The sequence below is a fragment of the Streptomyces sp. NPDC026500 genome, assembly GCF_055567635.1.
Genome location: NZ_JBVHQB010000008.1, coordinates 243,209 through 263,251, shown reverse-complemented (window position 1 = coordinate 263,251; position 20,043 = coordinate 243,209). Strand labels below are relative to the sequence as shown.

16 protein-coding genes are annotated in these 20,043 nt (G+C 71.0%); 10 read left to right on the top strand and 6 right to left on the bottom strand.

The window, feature by feature from the left end; all coding sequences use genetic code 11:
* Positions 1-71 precede the first annotated feature (71 nt).
* The 4 genes from lspA to ACZ4N5_RS17255 all read left to right on the top strand — a co-directional run bounded on the left by lspA (position 72) and on the right by ACZ4N5_RS17255 (position 3,986).
* On the top strand, positions 72-695 hold the full coding sequence (gene lspA, locus ACZ4N5_RS17270; protein WP_467757899.1) for a signal peptidase II: 624 nt from the start codon (positions 72-74) through the stop codon (positions 693-695).
* 171 nt (positions 696-866) lie between these two features.
* Complete coding sequence (locus ACZ4N5_RS17265) at positions 867-1,811, top strand: RluA family pseudouridine synthase (RefSeq protein WP_467757898.1); 945 nt, start codon at positions 867-869, stop codon at positions 1,809-1,811.
* Positions 1,812-1,849: 38 nt separating this feature from the next.
* Positions 1,850-2,320: a GNAT family N-acetyltransferase gene (locus ACZ4N5_RS17260; protein WP_467757990.1), complete on the top strand. Its 471-nt coding sequence runs from the start codon at positions 1,850-1,852 to the stop codon at positions 2,318-2,320.
* Positions 2,321-2,399: 79 nt separating this feature from the next.
* Positions 2,400-3,986, top strand: a complete 1,587-nt coding sequence (locus ACZ4N5_RS17255) for a Na+/H+ antiporter (protein ID WP_467757897.1) — start codon at positions 2,400-2,402, stop codon at positions 3,984-3,986.
* A 71-nt stretch (positions 3,987-4,057) separates the two neighbouring features.
* Here ACZ4N5_RS17255 and ACZ4N5_RS17250 read toward each other — a convergent pair whose 3' ends face one another.
* Positions 4,058-5,209, bottom strand: a complete 1,152-nt coding sequence (locus ACZ4N5_RS17250) for a mechanosensitive ion channel family protein (protein ID WP_467757896.1) — start codon at positions 5,207-5,209, stop codon at positions 4,058-4,060.
* Positions 5,210-5,382: 173 nt separating this feature from the next.
* Here ACZ4N5_RS17250 and ACZ4N5_RS17245 point away from each other — a divergent pair, with 173 nt between their 5' ends.
* Positions 5,383-5,952 (top strand): dienelactone hydrolase family protein, encoded by a 570-nt coding sequence (locus ACZ4N5_RS17245; RefSeq protein WP_467757895.1) that lies wholly within the window; start codon positions 5,383-5,385, stop codon positions 5,950-5,952.
* Positions 5,953-6,008: 56 nt separating this feature from the next.
* Here the strand turns inward: ACZ4N5_RS17245 and ACZ4N5_RS17240 are convergent, their stop codons facing one another.
* The 4 genes from ACZ4N5_RS17240 to ACZ4N5_RS17225 all read right to left on the bottom strand — a co-directional run bounded on the left by ACZ4N5_RS17240 (position 6,009) and on the right by ACZ4N5_RS17225 (position 10,969).
* Positions 6,009-7,676: an alkaline phosphatase D family protein gene (locus tag ACZ4N5_RS17240; protein ID WP_467757894.1), complete on the bottom strand. Its 1,668-nt coding sequence runs from the start codon at positions 7,674-7,676 to the stop codon at positions 6,009-6,011.
* Between the two features lie 159 nt (positions 7,677-7,835).
* Complete coding sequence (locus tag ACZ4N5_RS17235; RefSeq protein WP_467757893.1) at positions 7,836-8,675, bottom strand: thioredoxin domain-containing protein; 840 nt, start codon at positions 8,673-8,675, stop codon at positions 7,836-7,838.
* 163 nt (positions 8,676-8,838) lie between these two features.
* Entirely contained in the window at positions 8,839-9,525 is a 687-nt protein-coding gene (locus tag ACZ4N5_RS17230; protein ID WP_467757892.1) for a hypothetical protein, read from the bottom strand.
* A 115-nt stretch (positions 9,526-9,640) separates the two neighbouring features.
* A complete protein-coding gene (locus ACZ4N5_RS17225; RefSeq protein WP_467757891.1) occupies positions 9,641-10,969 on the bottom strand; it encodes a DUF2252 domain-containing protein in 1,329 nt (442 codons plus the stop codon).
* Between the two features lie 265 nt (positions 10,970-11,234).
* On the opposite strand from ACZ4N5_RS17225, the gene dnaE reads away from it, so the two are divergent.
* Positions 11,235-14,774 (top strand): DNA polymerase III subunit alpha, encoded by a 3,540-nt coding sequence (dnaE, locus tag ACZ4N5_RS17220; RefSeq protein WP_467757890.1) that lies wholly within the window; start codon positions 11,235-11,237, stop codon positions 14,772-14,774.
* A 137-nt stretch (positions 14,775-14,911) separates the two neighbouring features.
* Here the strand turns inward: dnaE and ACZ4N5_RS17215 are convergent, their stop codons facing one another.
* On the bottom strand, positions 14,912-15,091 hold the full coding sequence (locus ACZ4N5_RS17215; protein WP_261709820.1) for a hypothetical protein: 180 nt from the start codon (positions 15,089-15,091) through the stop codon (positions 14,912-14,914).
* 224 nt (positions 15,092-15,315) lie between these two features.
* Here ACZ4N5_RS17215 and ACZ4N5_RS17210 point away from each other — a divergent pair, with 224 nt between their 5' ends.
* The 4 genes from ACZ4N5_RS17210 to ACZ4N5_RS17195 all read left to right on the top strand — a co-directional run bounded on the left by ACZ4N5_RS17210 (position 15,316) and on the right by ACZ4N5_RS17195 (position 19,303).
* Positions 15,316-16,533: an NYN domain-containing protein gene (locus tag ACZ4N5_RS17210; protein WP_467757889.1), complete on the top strand. Its 1,218-nt coding sequence runs from the start codon at positions 15,316-15,318 to the stop codon at positions 16,531-16,533.
* Between the two features lie 149 nt (positions 16,534-16,682).
* Positions 16,683-17,657: an ABC transporter ATP-binding protein gene (locus tag ACZ4N5_RS17205; protein WP_467757989.1), complete on the top strand. Its 975-nt coding sequence runs from the start codon at positions 16,683-16,685 to the stop codon at positions 17,655-17,657.
* A gap of 88 nt (positions 17,658-17,745) precedes the next feature.
* Complete coding sequence (locus ACZ4N5_RS17200) at positions 17,746-18,567, top strand: ABC transporter permease (RefSeq protein WP_467757888.1); 822 nt, start codon at positions 17,746-17,748, stop codon at positions 18,565-18,567.
* 34 nt (positions 18,568-18,601) lie between these two features.
* Complete coding sequence (locus tag ACZ4N5_RS17195; RefSeq protein WP_467757887.1) at positions 18,602-19,303, top strand: AAA family ATPase; 702 nt, start codon at positions 18,602-18,604, stop codon at positions 19,301-19,303.
* The last annotated feature ends 740 nt before the right edge of the window (positions 19,304-20,043 follow it).

The window sequence follows — 20,043 nt, the reverse complement described above, 5'->3', positions numbered from 1 at the left end:
GCATGTGGGCCCAGGAGTGTGTGCCGTACCCTCGTCCTCAGCCAGGAACCTAGGTCGAGGGACTCACTCACGTGGCAGAGGCGGAGCGCATCATCGGTACGCCGGACATTCCAGGGGCGGCGGGGGCCGGGCCGGAGCAGTCCGACGGGAACGCGGCGTCCGGCGACCGGTCCGGCGCCGCCGCGCCGGCCCCGGCCGAGCGTCCCAGGGGCAAGCGCAGGATCGCCGTGCTCTTCACGGTGGCCGTGCTGGCGTACGCCCTCGATCTCGTCAGCAAGATGATCGTGGTGGCGAAGCTGGAGCACCACGACTCGATCGAGGTCATCGGGGACTGGCTGAAGTTCGAGGCGATCCGCAACGCGGGCGCCGCCTTCGGCTTCGGTCAGGCCTTCACGATCATCTTCACGGTGATCGCGGCGGCGGTGATCGTCGTCATCGCCCGGCTCGCCCGCAAGCTCTACAGCGTGCCGTGGGCCATCGCCCTGGGCCTGCTGCTGGGCGGCGCGCTCGGCAACCTGACCGACCGGGTCTTCCGCTCGCCCGGCGTCTTCGAGGGAGCGGTGGTCGACTTCATCGCGCCCAAGCACTTCGCCGTCTTCAACCTCGCCGACTCGGCGATCGTCTGCGGCGGCATCCTGATCGTGCTGCTGTCCTTCCGCGGCCTCGACCCGGACGGCACGGTCCACAAGGACTGAGTCATGGTCCACACGGACTGAGACACGGTCCACACGGACCGCGCACGGACCGTCGGACAGGCCTTCGGACCGGCGCCCGCGGCCCGTGTACGGGGCCGCCGGGCGGCTCCCCGGGCACTGGCGTTCGGTCCGTGGTCCGGTGGTGTCCGAGCCGTCCGGCATACTCGACGGGTGAGCACCGTTCCCGAGATCCGCACCCTGCCCGTGCCCGACGGCCTGGAGGGCGAGCGTGTCGACGCCGCCATCTCCCGCATGCTGGGCTTCTCCCGTACCAAGGCCGCAGAGCTCGCCGCGGCGGGGAAGGTCACGGTCGACGGCTCGGTGGTCGGCAAGTCCGAGCGGGTGCACGGCGGCGCCTGGCTCGAAGTCGAGATGCCCGGGGCCCCCGCGCCCGTACAGATCGTCGCCGAGCCCGTCGAGGGCATGGAGATCATCCACGACGACGACGACGTGCTCGTGATCGTCAAGCCCGTCGGCGTGGCCGCGCACCCCAGCCCCGGCTGGTCGGGACCGACCGTCATCGGCGGTCTCGCGGCCGCCGGCTACCGGATCTCGACCTCCGGAGCCGCTGAGCGCCAGGGCATCGTGCACCGCCTCGACGTGGGCACCTCGGGCCTGATGACCGTCGCCAAGTCGGAGTACGCGTACACGTCGCTCAAGCGCCAGTTCAAGGAGCGCACGGTCGACAAGCGCTACCACGCGCTCGTGCAGGGCCACCCGGACCCGACCAGCGGCACCATCGACGCGCCCATCGGACGCCACCCGAACCACGACTACAAGTGGGCGGTCACGGCCGAGGGCAAACCGTCGGTCACCCACTACGACCTGGTCGAGGCGTTCCGTGCCGCCTCCCTGCTCGACATCAAGCTGGAGACCGGGCGCACCCACCAGATCCGTGTCCACATGGCCGCCCACCGCCACCCCTGCGTCGGCGACCTGACCTACGGCGCGGACCCCACACTCGCCAAGCGCCTCGGCCTCACCCGCCAGTGGCTGCACGCGGTGCGGCTCGGCTTCGAGCACCCCGGGGACGGGCGCTGGGTGGAGTTCGAGAGCGACTACCCCGAGGACCTTCAGCAGGCGCTCGACAAGGTGCGCGAGGAGAGCTACGCGTGAGCGGCGGTTCGGACGGGGCGGCGGGAGTCTCCCCGGCGGTGCGGGGCTGTGCGTACGAGGTGCGGGTCGCCGAGGACGTCACCGACCGTGAGGCCTGTTTCGCGGTGCGCAAGGACGTCTTCGTCGGTGAGCAGGGCGTCCCGGAGGACATCGAGTACGACGCGTACGACCCCGGCGCCCTGCACGTGCTGGCGGTCCGCGAGGACGGCGTACCGCTCGGCACCGGGCGTCTCCTGGAGGGCGAGGCGGCCGCGGCGAAAGCCGGCGGGGACCTGACCGTCGGCTCGCTCGGGCGGCTCGCCGTGACGCGCGAGGCGCGCGGGCTCGGCGTCGGCGCAGCGATCGTCGGTGCCATCGAGGTCGCGGCACGCGCGCGCGGCCTGGCCGCCGTGGACCTGCACGCGCAGACCCACGCGCTGGGGTTCTACGAGCGGCTCGGGTACGTGGCGTACGGCCCGGAGTTCGCGGACGCCGGAATGCCGCACCGCGCGATGCGCAAGGCCCTGTGAGCGGGGATTGCCGTAGGCGCGTGGCACGCTTGGGGTCTGGTTCGCCTGTGATCGTCTAGACCCCGCCGGAGCGCTGACCGTGGATCAGTTGGCCCTGCTGTTCGTGCTGCTGCTCGGGGCCGTGATCAGTGTCCCCCTGGGAGAGCGGTTCGGGCTTCCCGCGCCGGTCCTGATGACCTTGCTGGGCATAGTGCTGGCCGTGCTGGACTTCGTCCCGAACGTGGACATCCCGCCGGAGTTCATCCTGCCCGCGCTGCTGCCGCCGCTGCTGTACGCCGCGGTGCGGCGCACCTCGTGGAGACAGTTCACCGCGAACAAGCGCCCGATCTTCCTGCTCGCCGTGGCCCTGGTGTTCGTCACCACGCTGGCCGTGGCGGCCGTCGCGAGCGCGATCGTGCCGGGCCTGCCGCTCGCCGCCGCCTTCGCGCTCGGCGCGCTGGTGGCACCCCCCGACCCGGTCGCGGCGACCGCCGTCGCGGGACAGCTCGGGCTGCCGCGCCGGCTGGTGTCGATCCTGGAGGGGGAGGGGCTCTTCAACGACGTGACGGCCATCGTGCTGTACCACGTCGCGATCGCCGCCGCGGTGAGCGGGAGCTTCTCGCCGTGGCGGGCCGGACTCGACCTCGTGCTCTCCGCCGTCGTCGCGCTCGTCATGGGAGTCGCCCTCGGGTGGGCGGCGAACAAGCTGATGACGATCGTCGGCGACGCCACCCTTCAGATCGGGCTGACCCTGCTGGTGCCGTACGTCGCGTACGTGCTGGCCGAGGAACTGCACGGGTCCGGGGTGCTCGCCGTGCTCACCACCGCCCTGTTCCTCGCGGAGTACGCCACCGACGCCGACGACGTCATGACCCGGCTCGCGGGGGCGACCGTCTGGGACGTGGTGGACACGCTCGTCACCGGCGTCGCTTTCGGGCTCATCGGGCTCGAACTCCACAACGCGATCCGGACGGCGGCGGGCCGGTGGGGCGAGATGCTCGGCTGGGCCGCCACCATCGTGGTCGTGGTGGTGCTCGTACGCCTGGCGTGGCTGCTGCCCGCGACCTGGCTCACCAAGCGGCTGCACGCCAAACGGGACTACGACGAGGAGATCCCGACGTCGTGGCGGGAGACCGTGGTCATGTGGTGGGCCGGCATGCGCGGGGTCGCCTCCGTGGCCCTGGCGCTCGCGATTCCGCTGAAGATGGACGACGGGTCGCCGTTCCCCGACCGGGACGAGATCGTCTTCATCGCCTTCGGGGTGATCATGGCGACCCTGGTGCTCCAGGGGCTCACTCTGCCGTGGCTGGTCAGAAAGCTCGGGGTGCGGGCCGACGAGGACGTCGAGAAGGCCTTCGAGAAGGAGCTGGCGGTACGGGCAGCCAAGGCCGCGAAGCGTCGGCTGCGCGAGATCGAGGCGGTGGAGGAGCTGCCGGAGGAGGTCTCCGAGCAACTGCTGCGCCGGGCCTTCGAGATCGGCGTGCGGATCAGTCCCGACATGGGGGACGAGGAGCGGCGCGACGCGCATGTGCAGCGGGTCCGGCGGATGAAGCGGATGCGGCGGATCCAGGGGGAGATGATGAGCGCGGCCCGGCACGAGGTGCTGTCCGCGCGGAGCGAGCCCGGGGCCGACCCGGAGATCGTGGACCGGGTCCTCAGACACCTCGACGTCCGCAGCCTCCGCTGACCGTCCGCAGCCTGCCGCCATCCTCCGTCCGCGGCAGGCTCTGCCAGCTGCCAGCTGCCAGCTGCCAGCTGTCAGCCGCGGCCCGGGCCTGTCCGGGGTGGTTCGTGGATGTGGTGGCCGTGGTTCGCGTGGGCCGCGACTCCGTCCGGCTCAGCGCGGCCCGTGTGCCCCGTGTGCCGTGTCTGACCCGGGAGCAGCACCGCCTCGGCGGTGTTGACGCGGGGGAGCGCGTAGGGATGTTCTTCGGTCAGCCAGCGGATCATCTGCTCGCGGACCGTGACCCGTACCGTCCAGATGTCGTCCGCGTCCTTCGCGGTGACCAGGGCGCGCACCTGCATGGTGGTGGGCGTCGAATCGGTGACGGCGAGGCCGTAGTCGCGGCCGTCCCAGGCGGGGCACTCGCGCAGGATGTCGCGCAGCTTCCCGCGCATCGCCTCCACCGGAGCGGAGTGGTCGACGTGCAGGAAGACGATGCCGGTCATCTGCGGGGTGCCGCGCGACCAGTTCTCGAACGGTTTGGACGTGAAGTACGAGACCGGCATGGTGATCCGGCGCTCGTCCCACGTCCGTACCGTCAGGAACGTCAGGGTGATCTCCTCGACCGTTCCCCACTCGCCGTCGACCACCACCGTGTCGCCGAGCCGCACCATGTCGCCGAAGGCGATCTGCAGTCCGGCGAAGAGGTTCGCGAGCGTGGACTGGGCGGCGACACCGGCGACGATGCCGAGGATTCCGGCCGAGGCCAGCAGTGAGGCCCCGGCCGCGCGCATCGCCGGGAAGGTGAGCAGCATCGCGGCGACGGCGACGACGCCGACGACCGCGGTGACCACCCGCTGGATCAGCGCGACCTGGGTGCGGACACGGCGGACCCGCGCCGGATCGCGGTGCGCGTTCGCGTAGCGGGTGTACGAGGTCTCGACGACCGCCGTGGCGATGCTCACCACCAGCCAGGCGGCGGCGCCGATGAGGAGCAGGGTCAGGGTCCGGCCGATGCCGATCCGGTGCTCCACCAGCAGCTTCGCCTGGTCGTACGAGCCTCTGAGCAGAGCCGCGAACAGGACCAGCTGGAAGGGGATACGGCCACGGCGGAGCAGACCCCACAGGGAGGTCTCGCTGTGCCGGTCGTCCGCCCGCCGCAACAGGCGGTCCACGGACCACCCGATGATCAGCGTGAGCACGACCGAGCCACCGACGACGATCACCGGGCGCAGTACGTTCTCCATGCCTGAGAACGTAACCGGCCATGGGCGTCATGAACATGTGTTCTCCGGGCGGAACGGGGTATCCCAGCGACCCGGAACGGGGTACCCCGCGACCCGGCACCCGTTACCCGCGCCACCCGGTACGGGGGTACGGGCGCCCGGCGCCGTCGGTGCCGGCTGGCACCATGGGGTCCATGAACATCATGCTCTTTCACTCGACCTACGGTCTGCGGCCGGCGGTGCGCGCGGCGGCGGACCGGCTGCGGGCCGCGGGACACGAGGTGTGGACGCCCGACCTCTTCGAGGGGCGCACCTTCGAGACCGTCGAGGAGGGCATGGCCTTCAGCGACGAGATCGGCAAGGACGAGCTGCTCAAGCGGGCGGTCCTGGCCGCCGCGCCCTATTCCGAGCGCGGCCTGGTCTACGCGGGCTTCTCCCTCGGCGCTTCCGTCGGTCAGACCCTGGCCCTCGGCGACGAGAAGGCCCGCGGCCTTCTCCTGCTGCACGGCACGTCGGACATCGCCGAGAGCGCGTCGGTGGACGAACTGCCGGTCCAGCTGCATGTCGCCGAACCCGACCAGTTCGAGACGGACGACTGGCTGAGTGCCTGGTATCTCCAGATGCAGAGAACCGGAGCCGACGTGGAGATCTACCGGTACGCGGGCGCCGGGCACCTCTACACCGACCCCGACCTGCCCGACTACGACGCCGAGGCGGCCGAGGCCACCTGGAAGGTGGCGCTCGGCTTCCTCGACAGTCTGTAGCCGGAGCCCTGGGCGGGCCGCCCGGTCTGCGGACGGGCCCCGGGCCCATGGGGGACCTACACCGGGTCGTACGTCCGCTCCACCGTCTGCGTGCCGCTGCGCGTGCGGTACGAACGGGCCCAGGACGAGGTCGCGTTCGGATTCGTGCGGTCGGAGAGCACGTAGTAGTCCATCTGCGCGCGGTCGGCGGTGACGTCCAGGACGCCGTAGCCGTGGCGGTCGGTGTCGACCCAGTGGACATGGCGGTTGGCCGCGCGGATGACCGGGGAGGCGATGGCCGAGACGGCGCCCTCGGGGACCTTGACGATGTCGTCGAGGTTGTCGGAGGTCATCGACGTGACCACGAACTCCGTGGCGGCGGAGGCGGACAGCGGGTACGTACCGGCGTCCACCGGAACGTCGTTGGCCCAGGCCATGTGGATGTCACCGGTCAGGAAGACCGTGTTGCGGATGGCGTTGGAGCGCAGGTGCGCGAGCAGTTCGCGGCGGTCGTCGGTGTAGCCGTCCCACTGGTCGGTGTTGAGGGCGATGCCCTCCTGCGGGAGACCGAGCAGCTTGGCGAGCGGCTTGAGCAGGTCGGCGGACAGGGAGCCCACCGCGAACGGCGAGATCATCACCGAGTTGCCGACCAGACGCCAGGTGGTGTCCGAGGACTTGAGCCCGGACTTCAGCCAGTCGAGCTGGGCGCGGCCGGTGATCGTACGCTCCGGGTCGTCGACCGAGCCGCTGGCCGTGGACGCCTGCTGCGACCTGAAGGATCGCAGGTCGAGCAGCGCGAGGTCGGCGAGCTTGCCGAAGCGCAGCCTGCGGTAGGTGGTGCCGGCGATGGCCGGGCGGACCGGCATCCACTCGAAGTAGGCCTGCTTCGCGGCGGCCTGACGGTCCGTCCAGGCCCCCTCGGCGCCCTCGGTGTGGTTGACCGCGCCGCCCGACCAGGAGTTGTCCGCGAACTCGTGGTCGTCCCAGATCGCGACGACCGGCGCCTTGTGGTGCAGGGCCTGAAGGTCCGGGTCGGTCTTGTAACGGCCGTGCCGGGTGCGGTAATCGGCGAGGGTGAGGATCTCGTTGGCGGGGGAGTGCGGCCGTACGACCGTGCCGCGGGTCCCGTACTCGCCGGACTTGTACTCGTAGATGTAGTCGCCGAGGTGCAGCCAGGCGTCCAGGTCGTTGCGGGCCGCGAGGTGGCGGTACCCGGAGAAGTAGCCGGCCTCCCAGTTGGCGCAGGAGACCACTCCGAAGCGCAGGCCGGCCACGGAGGCGTCGGCGGCCGGGGTGGTGCGGGTGCGGGCGACGGGCGAGTCGGTGCCGCCGGCGGAGAAGCGGAACCAGTAGTCGGTGGCCGGCTGCAGACCGCGGATGTCCGCCTTGACGGTGTGGTCGGAGGCGGCGGTCGCGACGGTGGAACCCTTGGCGACGATCGTGGTGAACGCCTTGTCCCTGGCGACGGTCCAGCTCACCTCGGTGTCCGGGCCGAGTCCGGAGCCGGGTGTCGCCCGGGAGTCGGGCGTCACCCGGGTCCACAGCAGGATGCCGTCGGGCAGCGGGTCGCCGGAGGCGACGCCGTGCAGGAAGGCGGGCGCCTCGGCGGCGCGGGCGGGCAGGGCGGCCGCGAGCGGGGCGGCGAGGACGGCGGTGGCGGCCGCGGCCTTGACGACCGTACGGCGGCGCGGGGCGCGGGAGTTGAGGGCTTCCGCGAAGTCGGATGATCTCTGTCGACTGGTCACGGACGATGAGGTTACCGAGCGGTACATGCCAAGAGCGGGCGAACTGGAAAAGTTCGCCCGCTCTTCGGCTTTTCGCCGCTCAGGTCACACGGCCCACACGGGTCGCTCAGGTCACCCGGCCCGTCGCGTCGGACGGTTCGGGGTTCACCGCGGCCGCGGTCAGGCCTTGAGGGCCGCGTCGATCGCCGTGGTGAAGTCGGCGACCGTCATCGGCGCGTTGCCGTCGGCGCCGGTGAGCTTCTTGCCGTTCATCACCAGGCTCGGCGTGCCGGTGACGCCGTCCTTGTTGTTGTCCCACGTCTTGGACATCGCCAGGGCCCAGGCGTCGTAGGTGCCCTTCTTGACCGCGTCCTGGAACTTGGCGTTGGCCTTGAGCGCGGGGACGGTGTTCGCGACCTTGATGAGGTAGGCGTCGTCCTTGAACTTGTCCGTCGTCTCGTCCGGGTGCCACTTCGCCGAGTACAGGGCGGTCTTGTACTCGAGGAACGCTTCGGGGCTGACGTTCAGCGCGGCGCCCATCGCGCTCATCGCGTTCTTGGAGCCCTCGCCGCGCGAGCCGATCTGCCCCTTGCCCAGGGAGTCGCCGTCGAGGAACGTGCCACCGATGTACTGGATCTTGAACTTGCCGTCGTCGAGGTCCTTCTTGACGGTCGGGCCGACGGTCTGCTCGAAGCTGGCGCAGACGGGGCAGCGCGGGTCCTCGTACAGCTTCAGGGTCTTCTTCGCGGTGCTCTTGCCGAAGACCACGGTCGTGCCGTCAGTGCCGGTCGAGTTGGCCGGCGCCACGACCTTGGCGTCCTTCAGGCCCTCCCAGTAACTGGGCTTGTTGTTCTGCACGACCGCGTAACCGATGCCGCCCGCTATCGCGAGGACCGCGACGAGGGAACCGGCCACGATCGCCTGGCGCTTGATCTTGTCGCGCTTGGCCTGGCGCTCGCGCTCGATGCGCAGCCTCTCGCGCGCTGCCGTCTTCGACGCCTGGCTGTTCCGCTTGCTCATAGTGGTGATCTCCATCAAGGACGCGCACACGTGGTACGCGGAATACGTAAGGGGGACTGCTGATGCTCAGGGCTGTTCTCGGGAACGTTCGTTCACACGCTGTCGCCCGGAAGCGGTGACTGGTGGGCCGTGGCCAGGGAGCGGTCGCTCGGGGAGCCGTCGCTCAGGCGAGAACGGCCGCGCGGGGCGGCCCGCGTCGGCCCAGGGAGTGCACGAACAAGCGGGTACGCGCGGCGGTCGACCGGCGCGCGGTGCGCGGCAGCGGACGAGCCGGGGCGAGCCGTGCGGTCACCGCGGCGACCGCCAGCAGCAGCGGCCGGAAGGTCGAGGCGGCCACCGCGCGCAGCAGCTGGGCCAGGGCACGCTCGCCGCGGCGCAGCCAGGCGGCCGCGAGCAGACCGACGCTGACATGCGCGCCGAGCAGCAGCCACGCGGCGGCCGGGTCGGCGTGCGCGAGCAGGGCGGCGGCACGGTCGGGGGCGCCGCCGGTCACCTGGGACAGCGGGGTGCCCACATTGCCGCCGGCGCACAGCACGTCCAGTCCGACCGAGCGCAGCGGACCCGCGACCGGGCCGCCCGCCCTGCCGTAACAGACGTGCTGGCCCGTGGTGAACACGGTGTCGGCGGCCAGTTCCAGCGGGACGAGCAGAGCGGCGATCCGGCCGAAGCCCCGCTCACGGCCCGCCAGCGCGAAGGACAGGGCGAAGACGGCGGCGGTGATCGCGGCCAGGGTGGACAGCGGCAGCGGCATCCGGGACAGCAGTACGTGGGACGCGGCGGAGAGTGTCACGACGACAGCCGTGAACACCGCCGCGCGCACGGCCCTGAGCTGGATCCCGGATATGTCCATAGCAGAGGCGAGTCTCCCACGCGCTCCCGTAAGCGTCCCCTAAAGGGTCCCTGTGCGTTACGGGAGCGTTGTGGGACCGGTCGCGTGGATCAAGCCCCGCGACCGGTCGCGTGGCCTACAGTCCCGGGATCCGTCCGTTGCGGAACAGGTCCACGAAGATCTGGTGGTCGCCGCGCGCGCGGGTGCCGTAACTGTGCGCGAAGTCCACCAGGAGGTCGGCGAAGCCGTCCTCGTCGGCCGCGATGGCCGCGTCGATGGCCCGCTCCGTGGAGAACGGCACGAGCTCCGAGTGGCCGCTCTCGTCGTCCGCCGCCGCGTGCATCGTGGCGGTGGACCGGCCGAGGTCCGCGACGACCGAGGCGATCTCCTCGGGGTCGTCGATGTCGCCCCAGTCCAGGTCCACCGCGTACGGCGAGACCTCGGCGACCAGCTGGCCCGCGCCGTCCAGCTCGGTCCAGCCCAGCCACGGGTCGGCGTGCGCCTGCAGGGCGCGCTGGGAGATCACCGTGCGGTGGCCCTCGTGCTGGAAGTAGTCGCGGATCGAGGAGTCCGTGATGTGCCGGGAGACGGCCGGGGTCTGGGCCTGCTTGATGTAGATCACCACATCGTTCTCCAGGGCGTCGCTGTTGCCCTCCAGAAGGATGTTGTACGACGGCAGGCCGGCCGAGCCGATGCCGATGCCGCGGCGGCCCACGACGTCCTTCACGCGGTACGAGTCCGGGCGGGTCAGCGAGGACTCCGGGAGCGTCTCCAGATAGCCGTCGAAGGCCGCGAGGACCTTGTAGCGGGTGGCGGCGTCCAGCTCGATGGAGCCGCCGCCCGGCGCGAAGCGCCGCTCGAAGTCGCGGATCTCGGTCATCGAGTCGAGCAGCCCGAAGCGGGTCAGCGACCGGGCGTCGCGCAGCGCGTCCAGGAGCGGGCCCTCGGCGGTGTCCAGCGTGAAGGGCGGCACCTCGTCGCTCTTGGCGCCGGTGGCCAGCGCGTGGATGCGCTCGCGGTAGGCGGCCGCGTACACCCGCACCAGCTCGGTGATCTGCTCGTCACTGAGCGCCTTCGCGTAGCCGATGAGGGCCACGGAGGCGGCGAAGCGCTTGAGGTCCCAGGTGAAGGGACCGACGTAGGCCTCGTCGAAGTCGTTCACGTTGAAGATCAGGCGGCCCTGGGCGTCCATGTACGTGCCGAAGTTCTCGGCGTGCAGGTCGCCGTGGATCCACACGCGCGAGGTGCGCTCGTCCAGGTACGGGCCGCCCCGCCGCTCCTGGTCGAGGTCGTGGTAGAAGAGCGCCGCGGTGCCGCGGTAGAAGGCGAACGCGGAGGCCGCCATCTTGCGGAACTTCACGCGGAACGCGGCCGGGTCGGCGGCCAGGAGCTCGCCGAAGGCGGTGTCGAAGACGGCGAGGATCTGCTCGCCGCGTTGCTCGGCGCTGAGCTGCGGGACCGACATCGCTGGGTGCCTCCTGGTGCAGGTGGTGCGTGGCTGACAGGGCGGGCGCGCCGCCCCGGGGACAAGGGGTCCGTCCACTTCCAACGGACGAAGATACGCCGGAGTGCCCGGGTTCCGGCGACGAACCCACGCCCGGGATTCCGGCCCCCGCATGAAGGTACGGGTGATCCTCCGCCGAGTGTCAGTCGCGCGTCATAGACTTCGACGCTGACCCCCCAGACTGTCCGCAGCCTGTCACCAATGGTTCTTCCTGGAGGCCGAAACCGTGTCGAAGCCGCCGTTCACGCACCTGCACGTCCACACCCAGTACTCGCTGCTGGACGGTGCCGCGCGGCTCAAGGACATGTTCGACGCGTGCAACGAGATGGGCATGACCCATATCGCGATGAGCGACCACGGCAACCTCCACGGGGCCTATGACTTCTTCCACACGGCGAAGAAGGCGGGTGTCACTCCGATCATCGGAATCGAGGCGTACGTCGCCCCGGAGTCCCGGCGCAACAAGCGCAAGATCCAGTGGGGCCAGCCGCACCAGAAGCGCGACGACGTGTCCGGTTCGGGCGGTTACACGCACAAGACGATCTGGGCGTCGAACCGGACGGGCCTGCACAACCTCTTCAAGCTCTCCTCGGACGCGTACGCCGAGGGCTGGCTCCAGAAGTGGCCCCGGATGGACAAGGAGACGATCTCCCAGTGGTCGGAGGGGCTCATCGCCTCCACCGGCTGCCCCTCCGGCGAACTCCAGACCAGGCTGCGGCTCGGCCAGTTCGACGAGGCACTGAAGTCGGCCGCCGAGTACCAGGACATCTTCGGCAAGGACCGCTACTTCCTGGAGCTGATGGACCACGGCATCGAGATCGAGCGCCGGGTCCGCGACGGACTCCTGGAGATCGGCAAGAAGCTCGGCATCCCGCCCCTGGTGACGAACGACTCGCACTACACGTACGCGCACGAGGCGACCGCCCACGACGCCCTGCTGTGCATCCAGACCGGCAAGAACCTCTCCGACCCGGACCGCTTCCGCTTCGACGGCACCGGCTACTACCTGAAGTCCACGGACGAGATGTACGCCGTCGACTCCTCGGACGCCTGGCAGGAGGGGTGCGCCAACACCCTCCTGGTGGCCGAGCAGATCGACACCACCGGCATGTTCGAGGCGAAGAACCTCATGCCGAAGTTCGACATCCCGGACGGCTTCACCGAGGTCACCTGGTTCCAGGAGGAGGTGCGCCTCGGCATGGAGCGCCGCTTCCCCGGCGGCGTCCCCGAGGACCGCCAGAAGCAGGCCGAGTACGAGATGGACGTCATCATCCAGATGGGGTTCCCGGGGTACTTCCTCGTCGTCGCCGACTTCATCATGTGGGCCAAGAAGCAGGGCATCGCGGTGGGCCCCGGCCGTGGTTCCGCGGCCGGCTCGATCGTCGCGTACGCCATGGGCATCACCGACCTCGACCCGATCCCGCACGGTCTGATCTTCGAGCGGTTCCTCAACCCCGAGCGCGTCTCCATGCCCGACGTCGACATCGACTTCGACGAGCGTCGGCGCGTCGAGGTGATCAGGTACGTGACCGAGAAGTACGGCGCCGACAAGGTCGCCATGATCGGCACGTACGGCAAGATCAAGGCGAAGAACGCCATCAAGGACTCCGCGCGCGTGCTGGGCTACCCGTACGCGATGGGTGACCGGCTCACCAAGGCGATGCCCGCCGACGTCCTCGGCAAGGGCATCGACCTGAACGGCATCACCGACCCCTCGCATCCCCGCTACAGCGAGGCCGGCGAGATCCGCGGGATGTACGAGAACGAGCCGGACGTGAAGAAGGTCATCGACACCGCCAAGGGCGTCGAGGGCCTGGTCCGGCAGATGGGCGTGCACGCCGCCGGCGTGATCATGTCCAGCGAGCCCATCGTCGACCACGCCCCCATCTGGGTGCGGCACACCGACGGCGTGACCATCACCCAGTGGGACTACCCCCAGTGCGAGTCGCTGGGCCTGCTGAAGATGGACTTCCTGGGCCTTCGCAACCTCACGATCATGGACGACGCCATCAAGATGGTGAAGGCCAACAAGGGCATCGACCTGGAGATGCTCGCCCTCCCGCTGGACGACCCCAAGACGTTCGAACTGCTCTGCCGCGGTGACACCCTCGGCGTCTTCCAGTTCGACGGCGGCCCGATGCGCTCGCTGCTCCGCCAGATGCAGCCCGACAACTTCGAGGACATCTCCGCCGTCTCGGCCCTGTACCGGCCGGGCCCGATGGGCATGAACTCGCACATCAACTACGCGGAGCGCAAGAACAAGCGCCAGGAGATCACCCCGATCCACAAGGAGCTGGAGAAGCCGCTCGAAGAGGTGCTGGCCGTCACCTACGGCCTGATCGTGTACCAGGAGCAGGTGCAGAAGGCCGCCCAGATCATCGCCGGGTACTCGCTCGGCGAGGCCGACATCCTGCGCCGCGTGATGGGCAAGAAGAAGCCCGACGAGCTGGCGAAGAACTTCGTCCTCTTCCAGGAGGGCGCCCGGAAGAACAACTACAGCGACGAGGCCATCCAGGCCCTGTGGGACGTGCTGGTCCCCTTCGCCGGCTACGCCTTCAACAAGGCCCACTCCGCCGCGTACGGACTGGTCTCGTACTGGACCGGCTACCTGAAGGCGAACTACCCGGCCGAGTACATGGCCGCGCTGCTCACCTCGGTCAAGGACGACAAGGACAAGTCGGCCGTCTACCTCAACGAGTGCCGGCGCATGGGCATCAAGGTGCTGCCGCCCAATGTGAACGAGTCCGAGCAGAACTTCGCCGCCCAGGGCGACGACGTGATCCTCTTCGGCCTCTCCGCCGTCCGCAACGTCGGCACGAACGTGGTGGAGTCGATCATCCGCAGCCGCAAGGCCAAGGGGAAGTACGCCTCCTTCCCGGACTACCTCGACAAGGTCGAGGCGGTCGCCTGCAACAAGCGCACCACGGAATCACTGATCAAGGCGGGCGCGTTCGACACGATGGGGCACACCCGCAAGGGCCTCACCGCGCAGTTCGAGCCGATGATCGACAACGTGGTGGCGGTCAAGCGCAAGGAGGCCGAGGGCCAGTTCGACCTCTTCGGCGGCATGGGGGACGAGGACACCAGCGAGCCCGGCTTCGGACTCGACGTGGAGTTCACCACCGATGAGTGGGACAAGGTCTATCTGCTCGCCCAGGAGCGGGAGATGCTCGGCCTGTACGTCTCCGACCACCCGCTCTTCGGCCTGGAGCACGTCCTGTCCGACAAGGCGGACGCGGGCATCTCGCAGCTGACCGGAGGCGAGCACGCGGACGGCGCCGTCGTCACGATCGGCGGCATCATCTCGGGCCTGCAGCGCAAGATGACCAAGCAGGGCAACGCCTGGGCGATCGCCACCGTGGAGGACCTCGCGGGCTCCATCGAGTGCATGTTCTTCCCGGCGACGTACCAGCTGGTGTCGACCCAGCTCGTCGAGGACGCGGTCGTCTTCGTCAAGGGGCGCCTCGACAAGCGCGAGGACGTGCCGCGGCTGGTCGCGATGGAGCTCCAGGTCCCGGACCTGTCGAACGCGGGCACCAACGCGCCCGTGATCCTCACCATCCCGGCGCTGAAGGTCACTCCGCCCATGGTCAGCCGCCTCGGCGAGATCCTCAGCCACCACAAGGGCGAGAGCGAGGTCCGCATCAGGCTCCAGGGCCCGAGCAAGACCACGGTGCTGCGGCTCGACCGGCACCGGGTGAAGCCGGACCCCGCGCTCTTCGGCGACCTGAAGGTGCTGCTCGGCCCGGCCTGCCTGGCCGGCTGACATCGGGGAGAGGCCGTAGGGCGCGACGCCGGTCCGGCAGGCCGTACGGCGAGACCGACCACGCACCGAGGGGCGCATCCGGTACCGGATGCGCCCCTCGGTGCGTGCCTGGGCCTCAACAGCCCGCGCGGCGGCCTTTAGTTGTGGCCGAAGCGCTTCTGATGCTTACGGGCAACATCAGCGGGGCTGCCCTGGGCCTGCGACATCGGCGACTGCTGTGCCTGCGCCGACGACCGCTGTGCCTGCTCCTGCGCACGCTCAGCCTGCGAGGAGCGGTCCTGCTGGCCGCCCTGCTTGCGATTCTTGTTCTTGGCCATGGTGATCTGCCTCCTGAAGGGGATCTAGGGGCCAGGGCCGCGACCAGATTCACATAGGCTGGCAAGTGGCGCATTTCGTAGAATTACGGTGCGTAATTAGACCTGTCGGTAGGTGTTCTTCCGATCCGCCACGCCGAAGATCGAGTTCCGGCCGTTAACCTCCGCACGGTCGGGCAGACTCCAAGGAAGCCCGAAGCAAACCTCCCGGAAAGAGGGTGGATCGCGTGGACCGCTGCATCGTCCTGGTGGACGCCGGGTATCTGCTGGGGGCCGCTGCCAGTCTCCTCGCCGGGGAGCCTTCGCGATCCCGGATCACCGTCGACCACACCGCCCTCATCCAGGGCCTGCGCGAGCGCGCCGAGTCCGACACGGAGCGGCCCCTGCTGCGCATCTACTGGTTCGACGGCGCCCCCGACCGGGTACCGCAGCCCGAGCACCGCAGGCTGCGCGTGATGCCGCGGGTGACGGTGCGCCTGGGCGCACTGACCCGCAGCGACGGGCGGTGGGCGCAGAAGGGCGTCGACGCCGCCATGCACGCCGAGCTGACCGAGCTGGCGCGCAACCGGGCCTGCTCCGACGTGGTCCTCGTGACCGGCGACGGCGATCTGCTGCCGGGCATGATGGCCGCCAAGGAGCACGGCGTGGCCGTGCACCTGTGGGCCGTGCAGGCCGCGGACGGCGACTACAACCAGTCCGAGGACCTGGTGGCCGAGGCCGACGAGCGGCGGGTGCTCGACCGCGCCTGGATCACCAAGGCCGTGCGCGCCAAGGAGATCGGCGGGATCTGCGCCCCGTCGCCGGTTCCGCGCCCGGAGATCGCCGCCATCCTCTCCGCGCCGCTGCCCGAGTCCGCCCTCGCGGCGGCGGCCGAGCGCTCCGTCCAGGAGGCCGAACACCATCAGGCGGCCGAATCGCAGAACGGCACCCAGGAGCGGATGCCCGCCCCCAAGGGGGTCCCCACACCGAAGGACCTGGCCGCGCTCCGCGGACCGGGCACCCAGCCCGCCCAGCACCCCACGAACGCGACGCTGCGCTGGTCCTCGGACAAGGGCTGGGTCGACCGGCCCGGCGGCGCCATGGAGTCACCGGAGGCGGCCGCGCTGCCCACGCTCGCCCAGCTCACCTCCGCGGAGCAGCGGTGGGCGGACCGCGAGGAGGACATCACCACCGTCGGCGGTGACCCCTACGAGGTCGGCCAGGTCTTCGCGCGCCGCTGGATGGGGCGCCTCACCGACCCGAGCCATCTGCAGAAGCTGTCGGCGATGTACCCGCGGGTTCCGCACCGGGTGGACGGCGAGCTGCTGCGCTACGCGGCCCGCTTCGGCCTGCTCGCGCACAAGGACGACCAGATCGACGAGCACGACCGCTACGCGATCCGGGCCGGATTCTGGCGGGAGATCGATGTGCGCACCGCGACGGAGCACGCGCCCGTCGGGGAGTGATCCGAAGCCGTCGGCGAAGGCCCGCGGAGGCCTTCGCCCGGGGTCCGCCACCGCCCCGATCGCGTAACAGGCCATCGGACCACGTACTCTCGTCCTTCGTGAGTACGCGCACGGCACAGGCGGTCCGAATGGGACACAGGGGCGATGTCGTGTGCGCCGTGCGAGGTCTCACCAAGACCTATCCGGCGGTCCGTGGCCGTCGTGGCACCCCGGCGACACCCGAGGTCAGGGCCACCGACGGGGTACGTCTGGACATCCGGCGGGGCGAGATCTTCGGGCTGCTCGGGCCGAACGGCGCCGGGAAGTCCACCCTCGTACGCCAGCTGACCGGGCTGATGCGTCCCGACAGCGGCAGTGTGGAGATCCTCGGGCACGACATCGTGCGCCATCCCGAGCGGGCGGCCCGGATCCTCGCCTACCTCGGGCAGGAGTCCACCGCCCTGGACGAGCTGACCGTGTCCCTCGCCGCCGAGACGACCGGGCGGCTGCGCGGGCTCGACCTGCGCGCGGCGCGGGCCGAGCGGGACGCCGTCCTCGACGAACTGGGTCTGGCCCCGCTCGCCTCCCGCCCCCTGAAGAAGCTCTCGGGCGGGCAGCGCAGGCTCGCCTGCTTCGCCGCCGCACTCGTCGGGCGGCGCCCGCTGCTGGTCCTCGACGAGCCCACCACCGGCATGGACCCCGTCGCCCGGCGCGCCGTCTGGGCCGCCGTCGACCGGCGTCGCGCGGAGCACGGCGCCACGGTCCTGCTCGTCACCCACAACGTCATCGAGGCCGAGACGGTCCTCGACCGGGTCGCCGTCCTCGACGAGGGACGGGTCATCGCCTGCGACACCCCGGCCGGGCTCAAGGAACGGGTCGCGGGCGAGGTGCGGGTCGAACTCGTCTGGCGCGAGAGCGCCCCGCTGCACGTCCCCGAGGTCGTCGCGCTGCGTGCCCGCGCCGTCGAGTCGGGCCGCCGCTGGACGCTGCGGCTCGCGCCCGAGGAGGCCCGCGCGGCCGTCGCCACGGTCACCGGCGGGGCCGCCTTCGCCGCCCTCGACGACTTCACGCTGGCAACGCCCAGCCTGGAGGACGTGTACCTGGCGCTCGGCGGCCACGCGACGCAGGGACTGGTGAAGGCGTGAGCGTCCGGGGTGTGGAATCCGTACGGGAGAGGGGCGTCGTACGAGTGCGGAACAGGACGGCTGCCGGAGTGAAGGGGAGCAGTTCGACGTGAGTGTCGTACCCGCTGGAGTCCTGCCGGGCGGCGCGCTGCCGCTGGCCGAGGACGCCGGTTCCGTCGCGGAGCTGGGGCCGCGTGCGCGGCTGTGGCCGTCGCTGGCCGCCGTGTACCGGGCGCAGCTCTCCCGGGCCCGCGTCGCGCGGATCCCGCTGTTGTTCGTGGCCACCTTCCAGTCCGTCGGCATCATGATCATGATGCGCGGGGTGGTGGACGGCGGTGCCGAGGCGCGCGCCGTGGTGGCCGGGGCGACCGTCCTGGTCGTCGCCTTCGTCGCCCTCAACCTGCTCGCGCAGTACTTCGGGCAGCTGAGGGCGAGCGGCGGGCTCGACCACTACGCGACGCTGCCGGTGCCGCCGGCGGCCGTGGTGCTCGGCGCCGCCGGCGCGTACGCGTCCTTCACGGTGCCCGGCACCGCCGTCACCGCCGTCTTCGGGTGCCTGCTCTTCGGGCTGCCGCTGGCCCACCTGTGGGTGCTCGCCGCGGTCGTCCCGCTCGCGGGCGCCGCGCTCGCCGGGCTCGGGGCCGCGTTCGGGCTGCTCGCGCCGCGGCCCGAGCTCGCCACCCTGCTCGGCCAGATGGGCATGTCCGCGGCCTTGCTGCTGGGCGTTCTCCCGGCGGACCGGATGCCGACCGCGGTGCAGTACGCCCGGGATCTGCTGCCCTCGACCTACGGTGTCGAGGCCTTCGCACGCACCTTCGGGGCGCATCCCGACTGGGCCGTCGTCCTCGGCGATCTGGCCGTCTGCGCCGGAGTCGGGGTGGCCTCACTGGGCCTCGCGGCCTGGGCCTACCGTCGGGCGGCCGTCCGGTGACGCGGCCGACAGCGGGGCCTGGCACGATGGCAGGGTGACCGCTCCGCTGACTCCACCTCCGCCGCCGCACGAACAGTCCCCGCAGGACCGGCAGCAACCGCACCCCGCCTGGCAGGCCCCGCACGCTCCCGGACCCGCGGGTTACCCCGTGTATCCGGCGGCCTACGAGGTCTCCTACGGACAGGACGGACCCGGGATGAAGACCGAACTGCGGGAAGCCGCCGTGATCACGGTCGCGGTCGCCCTCGCGGGAGCTCTGCTCGGGGTGCTCTGGTCGTGGCTGGCGCCGCATGTGCCACTGATCGCGGACGCCACCGCGGTGTACCTCAAGGACACCGAGGGGGAGCAGGCGATCGGCGTCGACGGGACCTTCACCCTGCTCGCGCTGGGCTTCGGGGCGCTGAGCGCCCTGGTCGTGTTCCTCGTACGACGGCGGGGCGGTGTGCCCCTGGTGATCGCGCTCGCCCTGGGAGGCCTGCTCGGATCGCTCCTCGCCTGGCGGATCGGGATCTGGCTCGGGCCCCCGCAGAACGTGGTCGCGCACGCCAAGGCCGTGGGCAAGGGCGTCACGTTCTCCGCGCCGCTGAAGCTCGGGGCCAAGGGTGCGCTGCTGGCGTGGCCCCTGAGCGCCTTGGTGGTCCACCTCGGCCTGATGGCCCTCTTCGGCCCCCGGGACCCCGACCCGTACGAGCAGAACCCGTACCCGGCCACACCGCCGGGACCTCCCGCCGCTTGAGCGGACGGGGCGGGACAGGGCCGGCCGGGCGCCTCGGAGAGGCTGCCCGGCCGGCCCTTCGGTGCGGAGCGTGGGTCACGCCGGACGGTGGCCGTGGTTCGAGCGGCCCTTCTTGATGCGCCACTTGCGTTTCCGCGTTTTCTTCGACATGCCACTCGTGCTTAACCGAGGGCGGGCCATCCGTCGAGGGCTCGTACAGGCCACGCCGGGTGCGGACGTCGCGGAGTCCCGCACGCCCGACGGGCGCGTGCGGCCAGGGGTGCGCCCGCTCGACGGGAGCGGACGGCGAGGGGTCGTGCACGCTCGGACGGGCGCGCACGCCGAGCGGCGCACCCGCCCCGGCGGGCGTGGCCGGCGAGGGGTCGTGCGCGCTCGGACGTGCGTGGCGCCGAGCGGCTGCGCCCGCCCCGACGGCGTGGACGGCGAGAGGCTGCGCCCGCCCGACGGGCGTGGATGGCGGGAGGCTGTGCGCGCTCGGACGTGCGTGGCGCCGAGCGGCTGCACCCGCCCCGACGGCGTGGACGGCGAGCGGTTGCACCCGCCCCGACGGGCGTGGACGGCGAGAGGCTGCGCCCGCCCGCCCGACGGGCGTGGACGGCGGGAGGTCGTGCGCGCTCGGACGTGCGTGGCGCCGAGCGGCTGCGCCCGCCCCGACGGGCGTGGACGGCGAGAGGCTGCGCCCGCCCGCCCGACGGGCGTGGACGGCGGGAGGTCGTGCGCGCTCGGACGTGCGTGGCGCC

Coding starts and splice junctions, on each gene's coding strand:
- ACZ4N5_RS17225 (WP_467757891.1), bottom strand. CDS start 10,969: ATGTCGGTCCCGCAGCTCAGCGCCGAGCAACGCGGCGAGCAGATCCTC.
- ACZ4N5_RS17230 (WP_467757892.1), bottom strand. CDS start 9,525: ATGGACATATCCGGGATCCAGCTCAGGGCCGTGCGCGCGGCGGTGTTC.
- ACZ4N5_RS17245 (WP_467757895.1), top strand. CDS start 5,383: ATGAACATCATGCTCTTTCACTCGACCTACGGTCTGCGGCCGGCGGTG.
- ACZ4N5_RS17235 (WP_467757893.1), bottom strand. CDS start 8,675: ATGAGCAAGCGGAACAGCCAGGCGTCGAAGACGGCAGCGCGCGAGAGG.
- ACZ4N5_RS17250 (WP_467757896.1), bottom strand. CDS start 5,209: ATGGAGAACGTACTGCGCCCGGTGATCGTCGTCGGTGGCTCGGTCGTG.
- ACZ4N5_RS17215 (WP_261709820.1), bottom strand. CDS start 15,091: ATGGCCAAGAACAAGAATCGCAAGCAGGGCGGCCAGCAGGACCGCTCC.